The sequence below is a fragment of the Gemmatimonadaceae bacterium genome, assembly GCA_035633115.1.
Classification (GTDB): domain Bacteria; phylum Gemmatimonadota; class Gemmatimonadetes; order Gemmatimonadales; family Gemmatimonadaceae; genus UBA4720.
Genome location: DASQFN010000112.1, coordinates 20527 through 36465, shown reverse-complemented (window position 1 = coordinate 36465; position 15939 = coordinate 20527). Strand labels below are relative to the sequence as shown.

The window sequence follows — 15939 nt, the reverse complement described above, 5'->3', positions numbered from 1 at the left end:
TCCTTTTTTCATCGCGCGATATGCCGCGATGTTCCCATATGTGTCTTCGCGCACTGACTTGGTCCTACCGTAACCTCACCAGTAATCGAGAAATTCATCCTCTGACTGGAACGGTGTTCCTCCATTACGGAAGTCTTCAAGGGTTCCTTTGATACTGCCAATATTTGCCGTGTTCCCGCTCCCTGCCGTAGTTCCCGCGATTCGCCATTTCTCCTGAACGAACACATCGACATCCTCGAACGGCACAGGGATGTTTTTCAGATCGGCCGCCTTGTATACGTAGGTCCCCGTCTCCTCAGGTGCTTTCCGCTTGTAGATATACCCTATGATCCAATGCTTCGCGTAATGGTCGAAAGGGAATTCGATGTTCTTCTTCTTTCGATGCGCATGGATGAAGCTGGTGTAGCTACCTAGCGTAAAACTGCATTTCCAACCTGAATCGACGATCCTGTACGTAGTTTTCACATCGACTGCAATCTTTGCCTTATCCTCTACGTCTTCCATCAGCGTGAAATCCGGATAAACATTTTGGGCAGTGGCTTCTCGAACTTTGAGGCCATGTTCGGACGCGATTTCGTAAACTAGCGGTCGCGTCACGAGCTCGAACACGCTGCTGAGGACTTTTGTATCCGAACCCAGTGGATAGAGTTGCCCATCACCCGTGATCACCGCTCGGACGTCGAATTTGAGATTGTGCTCCCCTAGTTTCCGCTCAAAGTCCGCCTTAAAATCCATAGAAACCGTTGAGTATGAGACGTGCTTGCTGAACAATACACGGTTAACACCTAACTGAACTGAAAGCGAATTCAATAGATCGCCACCGTAGCCGGAAGGTCATCGTCCGAGATCGGAACTAGGCCAGCTCCTCCCACTTGAAAGTCATCACATGGGAATTGCCGAGTATGAACGAGCATCGCTCCGCACCTGTCGAGGAACACTCTGTCTCCATCACCGAGACCGGATAACCGGCCAGCCGTCCAAAAAAGGCGGCCAACATTCCGGTGGTCACGTGGCAGGACAGCGCGGGTGCCGTAGACGAGCTGTCAACCTCCCAACAGTCTGCGATCGTCAAAGTTGCGATTCCGTCATCGTGGCGCGAATCGAACTCCACTAGTCCCCAGCCCGCTGCACGAAAGTACTCCGCGGCACGCTCTCCGAACTCATCGAGTGTGAGATCGGGCGCCGCTGAGCTTTCCAGCTCCAGCAGCCATTGCTCGAATGCCTCGTAGACTGTCCCTCCTCCGGCGTACCCCGCTTCGCGGAGAGCGTCCACGGCATCCGTCTCACCCGATGGACCTGCCGACAGGGATGCAATCGTTGCTCCACGCAATTCACGCAGAGTCGGAATCGCAATTCCGATGAGTCGAGCTGTCCCCGTTTCAGCCATGAGCGTCCCGAAGTTTAACCCCGTCGGCTCTCACTGCGAGCTTCCGATGCGTTTGAGCAATTCCGCCTCGTCTATGATTTCGACCTTCAGAGATCGTGCTTTGGCGAGCTTGCTGCCTGCATCCGCTCCGGCGACCAGGAAGCTCGTGGACTTCGAGACCGAACTCGTCACTCGCCCTCCCGCCTGCTCCACCAGCTCAGTCGCGTGCGTTCGCGAGAGCGTCGGCAGCACGCCGGTAATGACGACGATCTTGCCGCTGAGGGCACCGCCCGACGCCACCTGGCGGGGCTCGGTGAAGTTCACTCCGGCAGTGCGAAGCTTCTCGATCAACCGGCGCGCCGCGGGATCCCGAAAGTACGATTCGACTCCGACGGCTATGATCTCGCCCATGCCGCGCACAGCCATGATCTCTTGCTGCGACGCGGCAGCGAGGCGATCGAGCGTTCCAAAGTGCCGCGCGAGAACCTGAGCGGCCATCGAGCCGACGTGCCTAATGCCCAGTGCGTGCAGGAGCCGGGAAAGCGGCTGCTGCTTCGAAGCGGCGATCGCCGAGAGAAGCGCGTCAGTCCCTTTCTCGGCGTATCCCTCGAGTGCGAGTAATTGGTCGGGCTCGAGGCAGTACAAGTCGGCCGGGTCCTTAACCAACCCTTCGGTGATCAGCTGTTCGATGCGTGAGTACGAGAGGCCTCGTATATCCATCGCTCCGCGCGAGGCGAAGTGAACGAGTCCTTCCAGCTGTCGGCCGGGGCAGGCGACGTTCGGGCAATAAATCGCCACCTCTTCCTCGTCACGCTCGACGGGCGTGCCGCACGACGGACACTTCCTCGGCATTCGCCATTGCGGCCCGCGCGGCTCGCTCTTCTCCGGAACAGGGCCGATCAGTTGCGGAATCACTTCGCCGGCGCGCTTGACCTGCACGATGTCTCCGATTCGCAGGTCCTTCCGGTGCACGAGATCCTCGTTGTGAAGCGTCGCCTGCCTCACAATCACGCCACCGATCTCCACGGGCTCGAGAACCGCGTAAGGATTCAACGCGCCGGTTCGACCTACGTTCACTCGGATGTCGAGCAAGCGAGTTTCGCCTATGTCGGGCGCGAACTTGCGAGCGATTGCCCAGCGAGGCTCCCGCCCGCCGACTACGCCGAGCTCATCCTGCAACGCGAGCGCATCGATCTTTGCCACGCCGCCATCGATCCCGAAGTTGAGATTCCCGCGCAGGTTGTGTTCAACCTCGCGCGCCCAATCGAAGACTTCACTCAGGCGGGCGCAGCGCGTGCGATGCGGTGCAACGGGAATTCCCCATGCTTCGAGCGCCTCGAGCAGCTCCCACTGCGTGCGGAAGGGAAGGGCAGATCCATCGCTTGTCACGGCGGAGTAGCCGAAGAACCTCAACGGTCGCTTCGCGGACACCGCGGGATCGAGCTGTCTCAGACTCCCCGCCGCTGAGTTTCGCGGGTTCGCAAACACGGGCTCGCCTGCGCGGACACGCTCTTCATTCATTCGCTCGAAGCTGTCGAATGGCAGGTAAACTTCTCCCCGAATTTCGACACGTCCTTTCGGGGCCTTCCCGGCAAGCCGAAGCGGAACATCGCGCACCGTTCGCAGATTTTCCGTCACGACCTCGCCTATCAAGCCATTCCCGCGAGTCGCGCCCGTTACGAAAATGCCGTCTTCATAGGTCAGGCTCACCGCTGTGCCGTCGATCTTCAGCTCGACGGTGTAACCACACTGCGTCACTTCCTCACCGGCGAGACGAACGAGCCGCTCTTCCCACGCCTGCAGCTCGGAGTCGTCGAACGCGTTCCCGAGCGAGAGCATCGGCTGAATGTGGGTGTGTTTGGCGAGCTGACTCTGTGGTGCCGCACCCACTCGCACGGTGGGGGAGTCGGGCGTTTTCAGGTCGGGATGTGATTCCTCGATTGCCTGGAGCTCGCGGAAGAGCTCGTCGTATTCCCTGTCGCTGAGGACGGGGCGGTCGAGGACGTAGTACTCGTGCGACGCCCGGTTAAGCGCTTCCCTCAGCTGCGCCGCTCGCGACGCCGGATCTGGCTTCGTGGCCGGTGAGGTGATGGTTTCCGCTCGCTTCTGTGGCATCCCGTTCGGCGTCTGGTTCGGTGTGCGCGTTGAACTCTGCGCTGTCGAAGCGAACTACCCGGTTGCGCCCCAGCTCCTTGGCAACGTAGAGGGCATCGTCCGCCGCGCGGAGCATGGCTTCGGCATCGGCGACGCGGGGATGCGGCCATGATGCCACCCCGCAGCTCATCGTTCGCTTGAGCGTTCCGCCGTCGTACGAAAATGTATGCTCCTCAACACAGTGCCGCAGCCGCTCCGCAAAAGTCACTGCCGAATCGAGAACGGTTCCGGGCAGAAGAAGGAGAAATTCCTCTCCTCCGTAACGCCCGACACGGTCGATCTCGCGTGCTTCTGCCTTGAGGATCCCGGCGAACTCCTTCAGAACGTCGTCGCCCACCTGGTGGCCGTAGGTGTCGTTGACCTTCTTGAAATGGTCGATGTCGCACATGACGGACGAGATCGGCTCGTGCAGCCGGTAGGAATGCTCGAACATCTCGTGGAGCCGTTGCTCGAGCGAGCGCCGGTTGTCGATGCCCGTCAGCCCATCGGTGAGCGAGATATGCAGGAGCTTGTCGTTCATCTCGGAGAGCTCGCGCTCCCGCTCCGCCAGCGCCTCCTGAAGCGCCTTTATTCGGAGGAGCGACTTAACTCGGGCCTCGAGCTCCGCAAAATTAATCGGCTTGGTGACGTAGTCGTCCGCGCCGGCCTCGAACCCCGCAACGATGCGCTCTGTCGAGTCGAGCGCGGTCTGCATGATAACGGGTATGAACGGCAGCGATTCGTTCGCCTTGATTCGGCGGACGACCTCGAGCCCGTCGACCTTGGGCATCATTACGTCGAGCAGGATGAGGTCCGGGACCCAGTGGTCGACCATGTCGAGCGCGGCCTGGCCGTCGTTGGCGCCCTTTACCTCGTAGCCGCGGGCCTCGAGGCGCGCCCGCAGCACCTCGACATTGTCCTCGTGGTCGTCAACAACGAGTAGTCTTTTCTTCGAATCGTACTGTTTCGGTCCTTCAGTGCCCATTATTGCGGCCCAGGAATCGCTGAACCTCCGCGACGACCGCTCTTGGCTCGCAAGGCTTCGCGAGATATCCGTCACACCCCACTTCGAAGGCTTTCTCGCGATCCGAGGCCAGCGCGTGCGCCGTCAAGGCGATTATCGGAATGTGTTTCGTCGCCGGATCGTGCTTCAGCACCTGCGTCGCTTCCCATCCATCGATGATCGGAATGGAAATGTCCATCAGGATGAGATCCGGCTTTCCGGACCTCGCTTTCGAGATGCCCTCTTCACCGTTCCACGCTTCGGTGACGTTGTAGCCGAAGTGCCTCAGAATGGTGGAATAGACGATTCGATTGTCCTCATTGTCCTCGACGAGCAGTATAGTCTTACCAGATTCACTCATCCGGTTACCTCGCATGGGTATTGCAACCCACCAGCGAAGAGCAAAATTCTTACCATCCTCTCTTCCCGGCTATGAATACGACCCCACCCGGCGAGGATTTACCCCGCCGTAAATCGCAGCCTGAGACTCAACCGAAACCCCGGGCTACCGGGTCACCCTACCGCAATGTGCCCGATAAGGGCGCGATCAGCATGCTCGGCGTCGGCATCCTCGTCGGCGTCGCTATCGGAGCCGCTGTTGCTCTGCTGGCCGCGCCTCTAAGCGGCGAGGATGTCCGCGACAACATCCGGGACCGCTTCCGTCATCTGCGTGGAAGGGACAGGCCCTGGGATAAGCTCGCCCGCGAGCTTCGCCGAGCCTCAGCACTTAGACGGAGGCATGACCTCGAGCGTCACAGGAAACGGGAGCAGAAACTGGTCGACCGCCAGAGGGCCGAGCGGGACGCGCGGGTTCCGCCCGAGTAGCGGAGGCGCCGCTTCCTCCTAAGTGGCGAACCGGCCTTCTACCTAAGTCCCGAGCCGGTCGAGGTGATGGCGGATCTCCGCCTTGAAGCGGGGATCGTTGTAGTCAGTCGCGGGAAGGCTCAAGCCCGTCTCGAACTGCTCGCGGGCTTTCTGCTTCTCCCCGACGTCGCGGTAGATCTCCCCCATGTCCAGTCGATGCACTATGCGCTCCGGCTCCGTTGCGACGGCCGCTTCCATATACCGGACCGCCTCCTTCCAGCTGGCACTCCCAAACGCCCGTCCCCCGAGCACGTTCCTGGCGATGAGTCGGACAACTGCGTTGAGCCTCATGATCTCCGCGTTCCACACCCCCATAATGTGAAGACACCCTGCGTGGGCGGACTTGAGACGGAGACACTCCAGAGCGTGCGATCGAACCTCTGTGCCGTATTTCACCCGGCCTCTGGGACTTTGCGAGAGTGCAGTCCTGCCCAGTGCCCACGCGAGAACAAAATGACCCTCAGCATCGCCGGGATTCGCCGCGACCGCTCTTCGCGCATATTGTTCGGCGCTCGAGAACAACGCGTTGCGCTTCGCAGCGGTCGAAGCGGGACGGCCCAGGTCGATCGCCGTGCGTGACGCCTTCCACAGCGCCTCGTAGCTTTTCGGCTCGGCTGCAATCGCTTTTTCGTATCGATCCAGCGCGGTAGTCAGATCCCGGGCATCGTATGCGCGGTTGCCGGCTCTGATCTCTTCATCAACGGTCTGAGACCGGACGGCGCCGCCCGCCGCGAGAAGCATTACTGTGGTCAATACACCTACGCGCATCCATTCTCCGGGAGACGAGATATTGCGAGCCCAGGTCTGCGATACACCGACTGACGCCGAATGATCGTCCCGCGTCTCATCGAGCGGAAGCGCGACGGGGGGCGCATCAGCGACGCCGAATGGCACGAGCTGATCAACGCGTACACTGCAGGCGATGTCCCCGACTATCAGATGTCGGCGCTTCTGATGGCAATCTTCTTTCGCGGGCTCGACGGCGAAGAGATGTACGCGTTGACCGACGCGATGCTCGCGAGCGGATCGGTGCTCGACCTTTCGCACATTCCCGGCCCGAGGCTCGACAAGCACTCCACCGGTGGAGTGGGCGACAAGGTGTCGCTCGTGATCGCTCCCCTCATTGCCTCGCTCGGCGTCGCCGTGCCGATGATGTCGGGGCGTGGACTGGGACACACCGGTGGAACGCTGGACAAGCTCGAATCCATACCTGGCTTCCGCACGGATCTCTCGCTTGCTGAGGCGAGGGAGCAGATAGAGAAGATCGGCTGCGCCCTGATCGGACAAACCGGTGAGATCGCACCTGCCGACAGAAAGCTCTACGCTCTTCGCGACACGAGCGCGACCGTCGAAGCCGTTCCGCTCATTGCAGCCAGCATCATGAGCAAGAAACTCGCGGAGGGTCTCACCGGCCTGGTGCTCGACATCAAGCGCGGGTCGGGGTCCTTCATCACCGATGAAAAGAGCGAGCTCGCCCTGGCGCGTGCGATGATCGACCTGGGGGCACGGCGAAACTGTCCAACGGTGGCGCTCTTTACGGCGATGGATCGTCCGCTTGGATTTGCCTGCGGAAACTCACTCGAGGTGGTAGAGTCGATCGCGGCCCTGAAGGGGCATGGTCCCGCCGATTTGATGCAAGTGACCTACGCACTCGGCGCCGAGATGCTTTTTCTTGCCAAGAAGGTTTCGAAGGTTGCCGATGCCTGGCCGCTCATGCGCGAGGCTATCACCTCCGGCCGCGCTCTCGAGAAGTTCGGCGAGATAATCGAAGCGCAGGGCGGCGATCCTCGTGTGACCGAAGACCAGCGGATTCTTCCGACGTCACCCGCTCGCGCAGACTACCTTTCGCCCCGCGCAGGATACGTTGCACGCGTCTCGCCGCGGGTGGTCGGCCACGGCATTATCTCTCTTGGGGGCGGCCGCCGGACGATGGAGGATTCGATCGATCCCGCCGTTGGGTTCGTGATCCCCGTGAAGCCGGGTGATTACGTGGAGAAGGACGAGCCCATCGGCTCGATTCACGCGCGCGACGATCGCGGGATCGCCGTCGGCAGGAAGGCATTGTCGGAGGCCATCCAGATCGCGGACGCGGCACTGCCGGCGCTGGAGCTGATCTCGCATCGCATCACGGCAAAGGTCCGCGAAAAATGGAAAGCGCCGCCGGATTGACCCGGCGGGGGTGGTTGGACTCTGCCACTGAGTACGACTCTATTCTTTCAGCGCGTCTTCTTTGCGGTGACCGCGCGCGTTGTCCTGTTTGTTGGGGGCGTCGACGGGCATTGCGTCGACTGGACTCCGTGGGTTTCCACGCGCGGGTGACCCTTTCTTCCGGTAACGGGTAGCGGATCTGTTTAGATGTCGAGGTTCCCAGCAAACCGAGCATTCTGCTCGATGAACAACCGCCTCGGCTCGACCTCGTCGCCCATCAGCATCTGGAACGTCTGATCGGCGAGCACCGCGTCTTCCATCGTGACCTTTAGAATCGTACGCGTCTCAGGGTCCATGGTCGTATTCCAGAGCTGCAGCGGATTCATCTCGCCAAGCCCTTTGTACCGCTGAATGTTCACCGTGCTCTTGCCGTCGCCGTTCCCGAGACGGGCGACGTACTCCTCACGCTCCCTCTCGTCGTAGGCGTAGAACTCCTCCTTGCCCCTCGCAACGCGATACAGAGGCGGCTGCGCGATGTACACATACCCCGCCTCGATCAGCTCCGGCATCTGACGGAAGAAAAACGTGAGCAGAAGCGTGCGAATGTGCGCACCGTCGACGTCGGCATCGGTCATCAGGATGCACTTGTGATAGCGCACGTTCTCGATCGAGAACTCGTCCTTGATCCCGGCGCCGATCGCCGTGATGATCGTCCTGATCTCTTCGTTTCCGAGGACTCGGTCGATGCGAGCGCGCTCCACGTTCAGGATCTTGCCACGCAGCGGCAGAATCGCCTGAAATGCGCGGTTGCGACCCTGCTTTGCCGAGCCGCCGGCGCTGTCGCCTTCGACGAGGTAGATCTCGCAGAGCGACGGATCGCTGAGCGAGCAGTCGGCCAGCTTGCCGGGAAGGTTCCCAACGTCGAGCGCCGACTTCTTGCGCGTGAGATCGCGCGCCTTACGGGCAGCCTCTCTCGCACGCGCGGCCGATACGGCCTTTTCGATGATGATGTTCGCGACGCGCGGATGCTCCTCGAGGTATGCGCCGAGCATCTCGTTGACGACTGTTTTCACCGCGCCTTCGACTTCGGAATTGCCGAGCTTGGTTTTGGTCTGACCCTCGAACTGCGGCTCGTTGACCTTCACTGACAGGACCGCCGTCAGTCCCTCGCGGACATCGTCGCCGCTCAGCGTGAAGTCAGCCTTCTTCAGAGCGTTCGATTTCGTCGCATACGCGTTGATCGTACGCGTGAGCGCAGCCTTGAAACCGGTGAGGTGCGTTCCGCCCTCGTGCGTGTTGACGTTGTTGACGAACGAGAAGACGTTCTCGTTGTAGCCGTCGTTGTACTGGAAGGCGAGCTCGATTCCGATGTCGTCGCGCCGCGTGTCGATGTAGACGATCTCCTGGTGGAGCGGCTTCTTCGACGAGTTGAGGAACTGGATCATCTCCTTCAGGCCGCCCTTCGCCATGAAGGTCTCCTGCTTCTCCTGGCCCTCGCGCTCGTCACCAAGCCTGATCTCGACGCCCTTGTTGAGGTACGAGAGCTCGCGCAGGCGGTTCGCCAGAGTAGCGTAGTCGTACCGCAGCTCCGTGAAGATCTCGGGGTCGGGCTTGAACCACACCTTCGTGCCGCTGTCGCCGGGCGCAGTCTTTCCGCGAACGCAGAGCTGGGTTCTCGTGTGGCCGCGCACGAAATCCATGTAGTGCTCCTTCCCGCCGCGCTTGACCCACACCTTGAGCTCCTCCGAAAGCGCATTGACCACCGAGACGCCGACGCCGTGGAGTCCGCCCGAAACCTTGTAGCTGTTCTTATCGAACTTGCCGCCGGCGTGGAGCACCGTCATCGCGAGCTCGACGCCGGGAATCTTTTCGGTCGGATGCAGATCGACGGGAATGCCTCTCCCATTGTCCGCGACAGTGATCGAATCGTCGGCGTGAATCACGACACTGATCTTGCTCGCGTGTCCTGCGAGCGCTTCGTCGATGGAGTTGTCTACGACCTCGTAGGCGAGGTGGTGGAGGCCGCGGGAGGAGGTCGAGCCGATATACATCCCGGGGCGTTTTCGAACGGCATCCAGACCTTTCAAAACCTGAATCTGGCCAGCGTCGTAGCGGGTCTGGGGGGCCGTGGCAGTCTTCGGCATTATGTGCGGGTTGAACGGATAGGAAGGCACCGAACACGTCCCGAAACGAGACCCGCCCGGATTCTTCTCAATTTAGCGCGGATCGCGCCCGATAGCAAACTAAATCTTGCGGACTAAGCCCTTGTCGCCAAATAACTTATCCCTTGAGCCGGAAACGGATTTTTCTGACGCGCCAGCCACCTGCGTGAGAGTTCAGCGCTCGCACCAGCTCGGGCTCCATCAGCGACAGCTCCGTCATCCATCCGTTGGTCGTCACGGCGACGAAAATTGTGCCGTCCGGGGTGACCGAAAGGGCTTCCGTGACCTTTGCGATCTGAGGGCCGACGACTTCTGCCCAGTCGTCGATCGCATTCGCCTGATTTACGCGGCGCGTAAGGCCCTTCGTGTCGAGGTATTCCGAAAGAATCTTTTTGAGGCTCTCCGGCCGAGGGAGTTTTTGGAGCCCCTCTGGACGCCTGCGTTTTTCCTTCACGAATCCGTCCTTGCGATCCGTCCCGACTGAATGCGCGCACGATCAAGCGACAGGAGCTCGGGCGGAATGTCGCTCTCGCGCGGGACGGCGAGGATAGTCTGGCCCAGGCCCTCGCTGCCGAGCAGTGCCAGAATTCTCGCCGACCGCCTGAGATCCAGCTCGGCGAGTGGATCGTCGAGCAGAAGCAACGGCTGGAGTCCACACTCCGCGCGAAGAGTGGCCGCCTCCAGCATCCTCAGCGCTATGGCTGCCGTCCTCTGCTGGCCGGCGGAGCCGAACGCGCGCAAGTCGCGGTCGCTGAGCGTGAGATGGAGATCGTCGCGGTGTGGGCCCGAATGGGTCATTCCGCGCCGAATGTCGGTGGGACGCTGTCGCTGCAGGGCAGCAGCGAGTGCCTCCATCGGCGAGATGTCCCGCGACAGCGATGTCCGATAAGTCATGCGCTGCTCGTCCTCCTCGCCGATTGCGGTGCAGATCCTCGTGAATTCGGCTGAATGATTCGACACCCACCGAGTACGCTCGCAGAATATCGTCGCGCCGGACTCAGCGAGCGCCGGCTCCCACGCAGCGACCGCATCTTCTCGATCAGCCTGTTTCCCGGCCTCGCGCAACGCGGCGTTGCGTTGAAGAAGCGAAGCCCGGTACTGCTGAAGTGCCATCAGGTATCTTCGCGACGTGAGCGCTAGCACGAGGTCGAGGTACCGTCGCCTTTCGCCTGGTGCCCCGGCGATGAGCTGAATATCACGCGGTGAGAACATCACGGACGGCAGCCCCCCGAACGCATCACTCATCCTTGGCAGCGGGAGACCGTCGTGGGTTACACGCTTCCGCTTGCCAGCGTTGTCGAATCCCACGCCGAGGTCGTGATCGCCGTGTGTGCGGACAGCGAGAGCGATATGAAAGCCCCGCGTGCCGAACCGAACCAGGTCCTGGTCTCGCGCGCCGCGAACGCTCCGGAGAATCTGCAGGTAATAGATCGCCTCGAGCAGATTGGTCTTGCCGTGACCGTTCTCGCCGATCAGGGCAAGCCCGGTTTCAGGTAAATCCAGATCCACCTTCTCCAGATTTCTGAAATCGCGAGTGGCCGCCCGACGCAGCCAGACCCGCGGCTCGCTCACTTCCTCTTGAACTCGGCCGCTCGCTTCTCGAGAAAGGCCTTCGTTCCTTCCTTCATGTCGCTGGTTGCGGCGAGCATACCGAAGTGCGTGGCCTCGAGCGCGAGCCCCCCCTCGAGGGACATATCGAGTCCAAGCTCCACCGCCTCGATGCACGCAGCGATCGCCAGAGGTCCATTGGCGATGATTTGTCTCAGCAAGGCTGTGGCCGAGTCAGCGAGCGAATCAGCGGGCACGACGCGATTTACGAGACCGATGCGATATGCCTCGGCGGCGTCGATCGTCTCACCGGTAAGGATGAGCTGGAGTGCGCGGCCCTTTCCTACGAGACGCGCCAGCCGCTGCGTTCCGCCATAGCCGGGCGACGTGCCAAGCTTTACCTCCGGCTGGCCGAATTTTGCTTGCTCGGAAGCGATTCTAATGTGGCATGCAAGCGCGAGCTCGCATCCGCCGCCGAGTGCGAAGCCGTTCACTGCGGCGATGACGGGTTTGGGCGATGTCTCGAAGCGGCGGAAAATCCGTTGCCCCTCGAGTGCGAGGGTGCGAGCAGAAACGGCTGTTGCATTCGCGAGCTCCGAAATATCCGCTCCGGCAACGAACGCGCGGCCGGCGCCGGTAACGATCAGCCCGGAGATGTCGTCGCGCGCTCGTACTTCGTCGATTGCCGAGCTCAGCTCCGCCATTGTTGCGGCGTTCAGAGCATTCAGCTTGTCGGGGCGATTGACGGTGAGAGTGGCAATCCCGCCGTCGGTGTCGAGCGTCACTGACTGGTATGACATTGAGCGCGAGTTGAGGTAGCTCTTCCAGCGCTGTAATGTAACGCGGCCGGTGAGTGGTCCGCCTCCAACGAAAGGATGCATGGCACAGCGGTGGATTCTGCGAAAAGGCTCGAAGGAGAGTGGCTTCCGGTACGTCGGGCCGAAGGGGCGGCCGGTGCGCGCCGGCAAGGACCGGGAGCGAATCGACCTTCTGCGGATTCCGCCGGCGTGGCGGGACGTCCACGTCGCGGTGAGTCCGAAATCACCGATCCAGGCGTGGGGATTCGATGCGCGCGGGCGCAAGCAGTATCGATACCACACACGTGCCGTGCAAAAGGGAGAGCTCGCCAAGCACTACCGCGTACGTCAACTCGCGAGTGACCTCCCTGTGCTTCGCCGCACCCTCCGCAAGGACTTCGGCCGGCGCGACTTCTCGAAGCAGCGAGTCTGCGCCGGCATCGTGCTCCTCATATCCGATGCTTTCTTCAGAGTTGGAAGTGACCGGTACGAGAGGGAAAACAACACATTCGGGGTAACCACACTACAAAAGTCGCACGTTACCGTCGACGACGACGACACAATACGGTTTGACTACCGCGGCAAGCAATCAATACAGCAAAAGCGTCGCTACGAAGCCTCGCCAATGATGGCGGATTTTGTTCGCTCCCTCCTCCTGACCCCCGGCCAAAGATTGTTCCGTTACGAGAAGGATGGGGAGTGGTTCCACATAAGCGCCCGCGATGTGAACGACTACATTCGGAGCCTCGCGGATTTTCCGTACACGGCCAAGGACTTTCGAACTTGGGGCGGCACCTTGCGGATGGCCATCGTTCTCGCAGATCTCGGGAAGGCTCCGAATGAAAATGCGCGCAAGAAAACGGTCGCTACCGCCGTCAGATTCGTCGCGGCGGAGCTCGGAAATACGCCTGCAATCTGTCGAAAATCGTACGTGCACCCGATTCTGGTCACACGCTACCTCAAAAACGGGTCAACAATTCTTGTAAAGCACCCGCGTAAGCCCTCCAGTCGGCGTTCTCGCTTCAAGCACACAGCGGAAGAGACGGCGCTGATAGAGTTTCTGGCCGCGTATTTCCCGGAGCGCCGGAAAGAGCGGCGCGCAGAGTAGATGCGATACATCCTTGCGATCGACGAAGGAACCACGGGCTCGACGTCCCTCGTCGTAGGTGAAGATGGCCGCGTCGCGGGGCGCGGTTATCGGGAGATCACGCAACATTTTCCGCGGCCGGGGTGGGTCGAGCATGACGCCGACGAGATATTCGAGCGGACCATCGCAGGCGCACGCGAGGCGATCGCGACGAGCGGCGTGAAGCCGGAAGCAATCGGCATCACCAATCAGCGCGAGACCGTCGTCGTATGGGATCGCAAGACCGGAGAGCCGGTCTCTCGAGCCATTGTCTGGCAGGACCGTCGTACCGCGGCGAGATGCCGTGAGCTTGCCCCTAACGCCGAGCGCATCACAGCGCTGACGGGTCTCCCGGTCGACCCCTACTTCTCGGCCACAAAGCTCGAACATCTCCTGACCGATCCGCAGATTCGGCAGAGGGCGGATGCCGGCGAGCTTGCGACAGGTACGATCGACAGCTGGTTGATCTGGAGACTGACGGGCGGAGCGGTGCATGCGACAGATCCGACCAATGCGTCGCGAACTCTCCTGTTCGACATCGGACAGCGGGACTGGAGCGAAGAGCTCTGCACTCTGTTCAGCGTTCCCCGCGGCATGCTGCCTTCGGTGTGCCCGTCGAGCGGAGAATTCGGCGTAGCGGCGAGCGAACATTTCGGCGTCGAGCTTCCGATCAGGGGCGTTGCCGGCGACCAGCAGGCGGCACTCTTCGGGCAGGGTTGCTGGAGCGCGGGCGAAGCGAAGAACACGTACGGGACCGGAGCGTTTCTGCTTCTCAACACCGGCGAGATCCGGCCCGTGGCCGGTGACGGATTGCTGGCGACAGTCGCGTGCGACGCGAAGGGCGGTTACGCCTACGCTCTCGAGGGGTCGATCTTCATCGCCGGCGCCGCAGTGCAGTGGCTTCGCGACGGACTCGGGATAATCACAGCGGCGGCGGAGACCGAGTCTCTCGCCCGCTCACTCGAAGCGAACGACGGCGTGTATTTCGTGCCGGCCCTCGCAGGGCTTGGGGCGCCGCACTGGCAGCCCGAGGCGCGCGGAACGATCACGGGCCTCACTCGCGGAACGACTCGCGCACACCTCGCCCGCGCCGCGCTGGAAGCAATGGCGTACGGGACCGCGAACGTATTCGATGCGATGCGGGATCACAGCGGAGTCCCATTCTCGCGCTTGAGAGTAGATGGAGGGGCGGCCGTGAACGACTGGATGATGCAGTTTCAGGCCGACATACTCGGCGTCGAAGTCGAGCGCGCCGAGATGGTCGAGACTACAGCGTTCGGAGCGGCGGGACTCGCCGGAATTGCATCGGGAGTGTGGAAGAACGCGCAGGAGTTTCTCGCCATTCGCGAGTACTCACGGTTTGCTCCGGTCATGTCACGATCGGATGCCGCTCGCGCGCGGGCTGGATGGCGCCGGGCTGTGAACACTGCCTTGTACTGGGCGAACAATCCGGCGACTGACGGGGAGAATTGATGAACAATCACGAAAAAATTCTGGGCGCCGCCGCGATTCTATTTCTGGCCGGCTGCGCAACACGATCCGCTGCGCCGACTGACGCCGTGGTACCGGGCGCTGTCGTTGTAACGAGCGCGGCGCCCCTCGCGATGACTCAGGAGCCGGTCACACTCAAGACGGCTACCGGCGAGATCTCCGGCACTCTCGTACTGCCTGCGGCGGGGACTCCCGTGCCCGTCGTGTTGATTATTGCAGGCTCCGGCCCAACGGACCGGAATGGCAACAGCCCCGCGATTCCGGGCGCGAATAACAGTCTCAGGATGCTCGCCGAGGGGTTGGCGGCGCGCGGAATTGCCTCCGTCCGCTACGACAAACGGGGAATTGCCGCGAGCAGAGCCGCCATGACGGGGGAGGCGGACCTTCGCTTCACCCATTTCATCGAGGACGCGGCGGCGTGGGTGAAGCAGCTTCGCGAGGACCAGCGGTTTTCAACGGTGACGATCGTCGGTCATAGCGAAGGGTCACTCATCGGGATGGTTGCAGCGCGCGGCGCCGGCGCCGATGCGTACGTGTCGCTCGAGGGCACTGGTAGAAAAGCCGCGGACATCCTCGCCGAGCAGCTCAAGCCGCAGCTCCCGCCGGAGCTGTTCGCGCAAACTCAAGCGATCCTCGATCAGCTCTCGAGCGGAACGATTCCCAACCCGCCGCCGACGGTTCTACCGATGCTGTTTCGCCCGAGCGTCCTGCCGTATCTCGTGTCGTGGTTCAGCTACGACCCGGCTGTCGAAATCGCCAAGCTCGAGATTCCGATTCTGGTCGTTCAAGGCACGACAGACATTCAGACCTCGATGGAAGATGCGAAGCTGCTCGCTTCGGCCAATTCAGATGCGCGCTTCGTTACGATCGAGGGAATGAACCACATCCTCAAGGAAGTGAGCGGCGACCGCGTGGCACAGATGCCGAAATACGGCGACTCGACTCTGGCTGTGGTTCCGAAGCTGATGGATGAGATCGCGGTATTCGTGAAATCGATTTCAAAGCGCGCAGCAAGGGACAGCTGGTCCGGCCCGGACAAGATCAAACACTTCTTTATTTCGGCGTTCATCGAGAGCCTCGCGTTCAGCGGGCTCCAGGCGACCGGTGCGGGACGCAACACTGCCTTCGCGGGAGCGATCGCAACGACGGCCGCATTCGCTTTGGCGCGCGAGCTCTACGACAAGAGGACAAAAGGCATCTTCAGCATCCCCGACCTGACCTGGGACGCAGCCGGGGCCGGGGCCGCCGCGCTCATCCTTCGATCGACGCAGCACTGACATCGTGTCCTTCGTGTGCTTCGT

General features: G+C 61.5%; 15 protein-coding genes. 5 read left to right on the top strand and 10 right to left on the bottom strand.

The window, feature by feature from the left end; translation table 11 throughout:
- Positions 1–75: 75 nt before the first annotated feature.
- Genes VES88_15890 through VES88_15870 form a run of 5 tightly spaced genes read right to left on the bottom strand, consistent with a single transcriptional unit; the run spans position 76 to position 4863 of the window.
- A complete protein-coding gene (locus VES88_15890) occupies positions 76–810 on the bottom strand; it encodes a type II restriction endonuclease (protein ID HYN82967.1) in 735 nt (244 codons plus the stop codon).
- Positions 811–853: 43 nt separating this feature from the next.
- The gene (locus tag VES88_15885) at positions 854–1387 is read right to left on the bottom strand and encodes a V4R domain-containing protein (protein ID HYN82966.1); all 534 of its coding nucleotides are present in this window, start codon (positions 1385–1387) and stop codon (positions 854–856) included.
- Between the two features lie 30 nt (positions 1388–1417).
- A complete protein-coding gene (gene ligA, locus VES88_15880) occupies positions 1418–3481 on the bottom strand; it encodes an NAD-dependent DNA ligase LigA (protein HYN82965.1) in 2064 nt (687 codons plus the stop codon).
- Positions 3393–4484, bottom strand: coding sequence for a diguanylate cyclase (locus tag VES88_15875; protein HYN82964.1), 1092 nt, complete (start codon positions 4482–4484; stop codon positions 3393–3395). Before VES88_15875 ends, ligA begins: the two co-directional genes overlap by 89 nt.
- Positions 4474–4863: a response regulator gene (locus VES88_15870; protein ID HYN82963.1), complete on the bottom strand. Its 390-nt coding sequence runs from the start codon at positions 4861–4863 to the stop codon at positions 4474–4476. The genes VES88_15875 and VES88_15870 overlap by 11 nt, the downstream gene beginning before the upstream one ends.
- A gap of 167 nt (positions 4864–5030) precedes the next feature.
- Here VES88_15870 and VES88_15865 point away from each other — a divergent pair, with 167 nt between their 5' ends.
- Positions 5031–5327: a YtxH domain-containing protein gene (locus tag VES88_15865; protein HYN82962.1), complete on the top strand. Its 297-nt coding sequence runs from the start codon at positions 5031–5033 to the stop codon at positions 5325–5327.
- 42 nt (positions 5328–5369) lie between these two features.
- On the opposite strand, the gene VES88_15860 is transcribed toward VES88_15865, so the two are convergent.
- A complete protein-coding gene (locus VES88_15860) occupies positions 5370–6119 on the bottom strand; it encodes a hypothetical protein (protein ID HYN82961.1) in 750 nt (249 codons plus the stop codon).
- Positions 6120–6194: 75 nt separating this feature from the next.
- Between VES88_15860 and VES88_15855 the strand changes: the two genes are divergently transcribed.
- Positions 6195–7535: a thymidine phosphorylase gene (locus VES88_15855; GenBank protein ID HYN82960.1), complete on the top strand. Its 1341-nt coding sequence runs from the start codon at positions 6195–6197 to the stop codon at positions 7533–7535.
- A gap of 182 nt (positions 7536–7717) precedes the next feature.
- On the opposite strand, the gene gyrB is transcribed toward VES88_15855, so the two are convergent.
- The 4 genes from gyrB to VES88_15835 form a co-directional block, all read right to left on the bottom strand.
- Positions 7718–9658 carry a DNA topoisomerase (ATP-hydrolyzing) subunit B gene (gene gyrB, locus VES88_15850; protein HYN82959.1) on the bottom strand — a complete coding sequence of 647 codons (1941 nt, stop codon included), beginning with the start codon at positions 9656–9658 and terminating at the stop codon, positions 7718–7720.
- A 136-nt stretch (positions 9659–9794) separates the two neighbouring features.
- Positions 9795–10130 carry a DUF721 domain-containing protein gene (locus VES88_15845; protein HYN82958.1) on the bottom strand — a complete coding sequence of 112 codons (336 nt, stop codon included), beginning with the start codon at positions 10128–10130 and terminating at the stop codon, positions 9795–9797.
- Positions 10127–11248 (bottom strand): DNA replication and repair protein RecF, encoded by a 1122-nt coding sequence (gene recF / locus VES88_15840; GenBank protein HYN82957.1) that lies wholly within the window; start codon positions 11246–11248, stop codon positions 10127–10129. Before recF ends, VES88_15845 begins: the two co-directional genes overlap by 4 nt.
- On the bottom strand, positions 11245–12024 hold the full coding sequence (locus VES88_15835; GenBank protein ID HYN82956.1) for an enoyl-CoA hydratase-related protein: 780 nt from the start codon (positions 12022–12024) through the stop codon (positions 11245–11247). The genes recF and VES88_15835 overlap by 4 nt, the downstream gene beginning before the upstream one ends.
- A gap of 79 nt (positions 12025–12103) precedes the next feature.
- Between VES88_15835 and VES88_15830 the strand changes: the two genes are divergently transcribed.
- The 3 genes from VES88_15830 to VES88_15820 are packed head-to-tail and all read left to right on the top strand — an operon-like array spanning position 12104 to position 15915.
- Positions 12104–13129, top strand: a complete 1026-nt coding sequence (locus VES88_15830; GenBank protein HYN82955.1) for a hypothetical protein — start codon at positions 12104–12106, stop codon at positions 13127–13129.
- A complete protein-coding gene (gene glpK, locus VES88_15825) occupies positions 13130–14620 on the top strand; it encodes a glycerol kinase GlpK (GenBank protein ID HYN82954.1) in 1491 nt (496 codons plus the stop codon). It abuts the gene before it with no gap.
- A complete protein-coding gene (locus VES88_15820; GenBank protein ID HYN82953.1) occupies positions 14620–15915 on the top strand; it encodes an alpha/beta fold hydrolase in 1296 nt (431 codons plus the stop codon). Before glpK ends, VES88_15820 begins: the two co-directional genes overlap by 1 nt.
- Positions 15916–15939 lie beyond the last annotated feature (24 nt).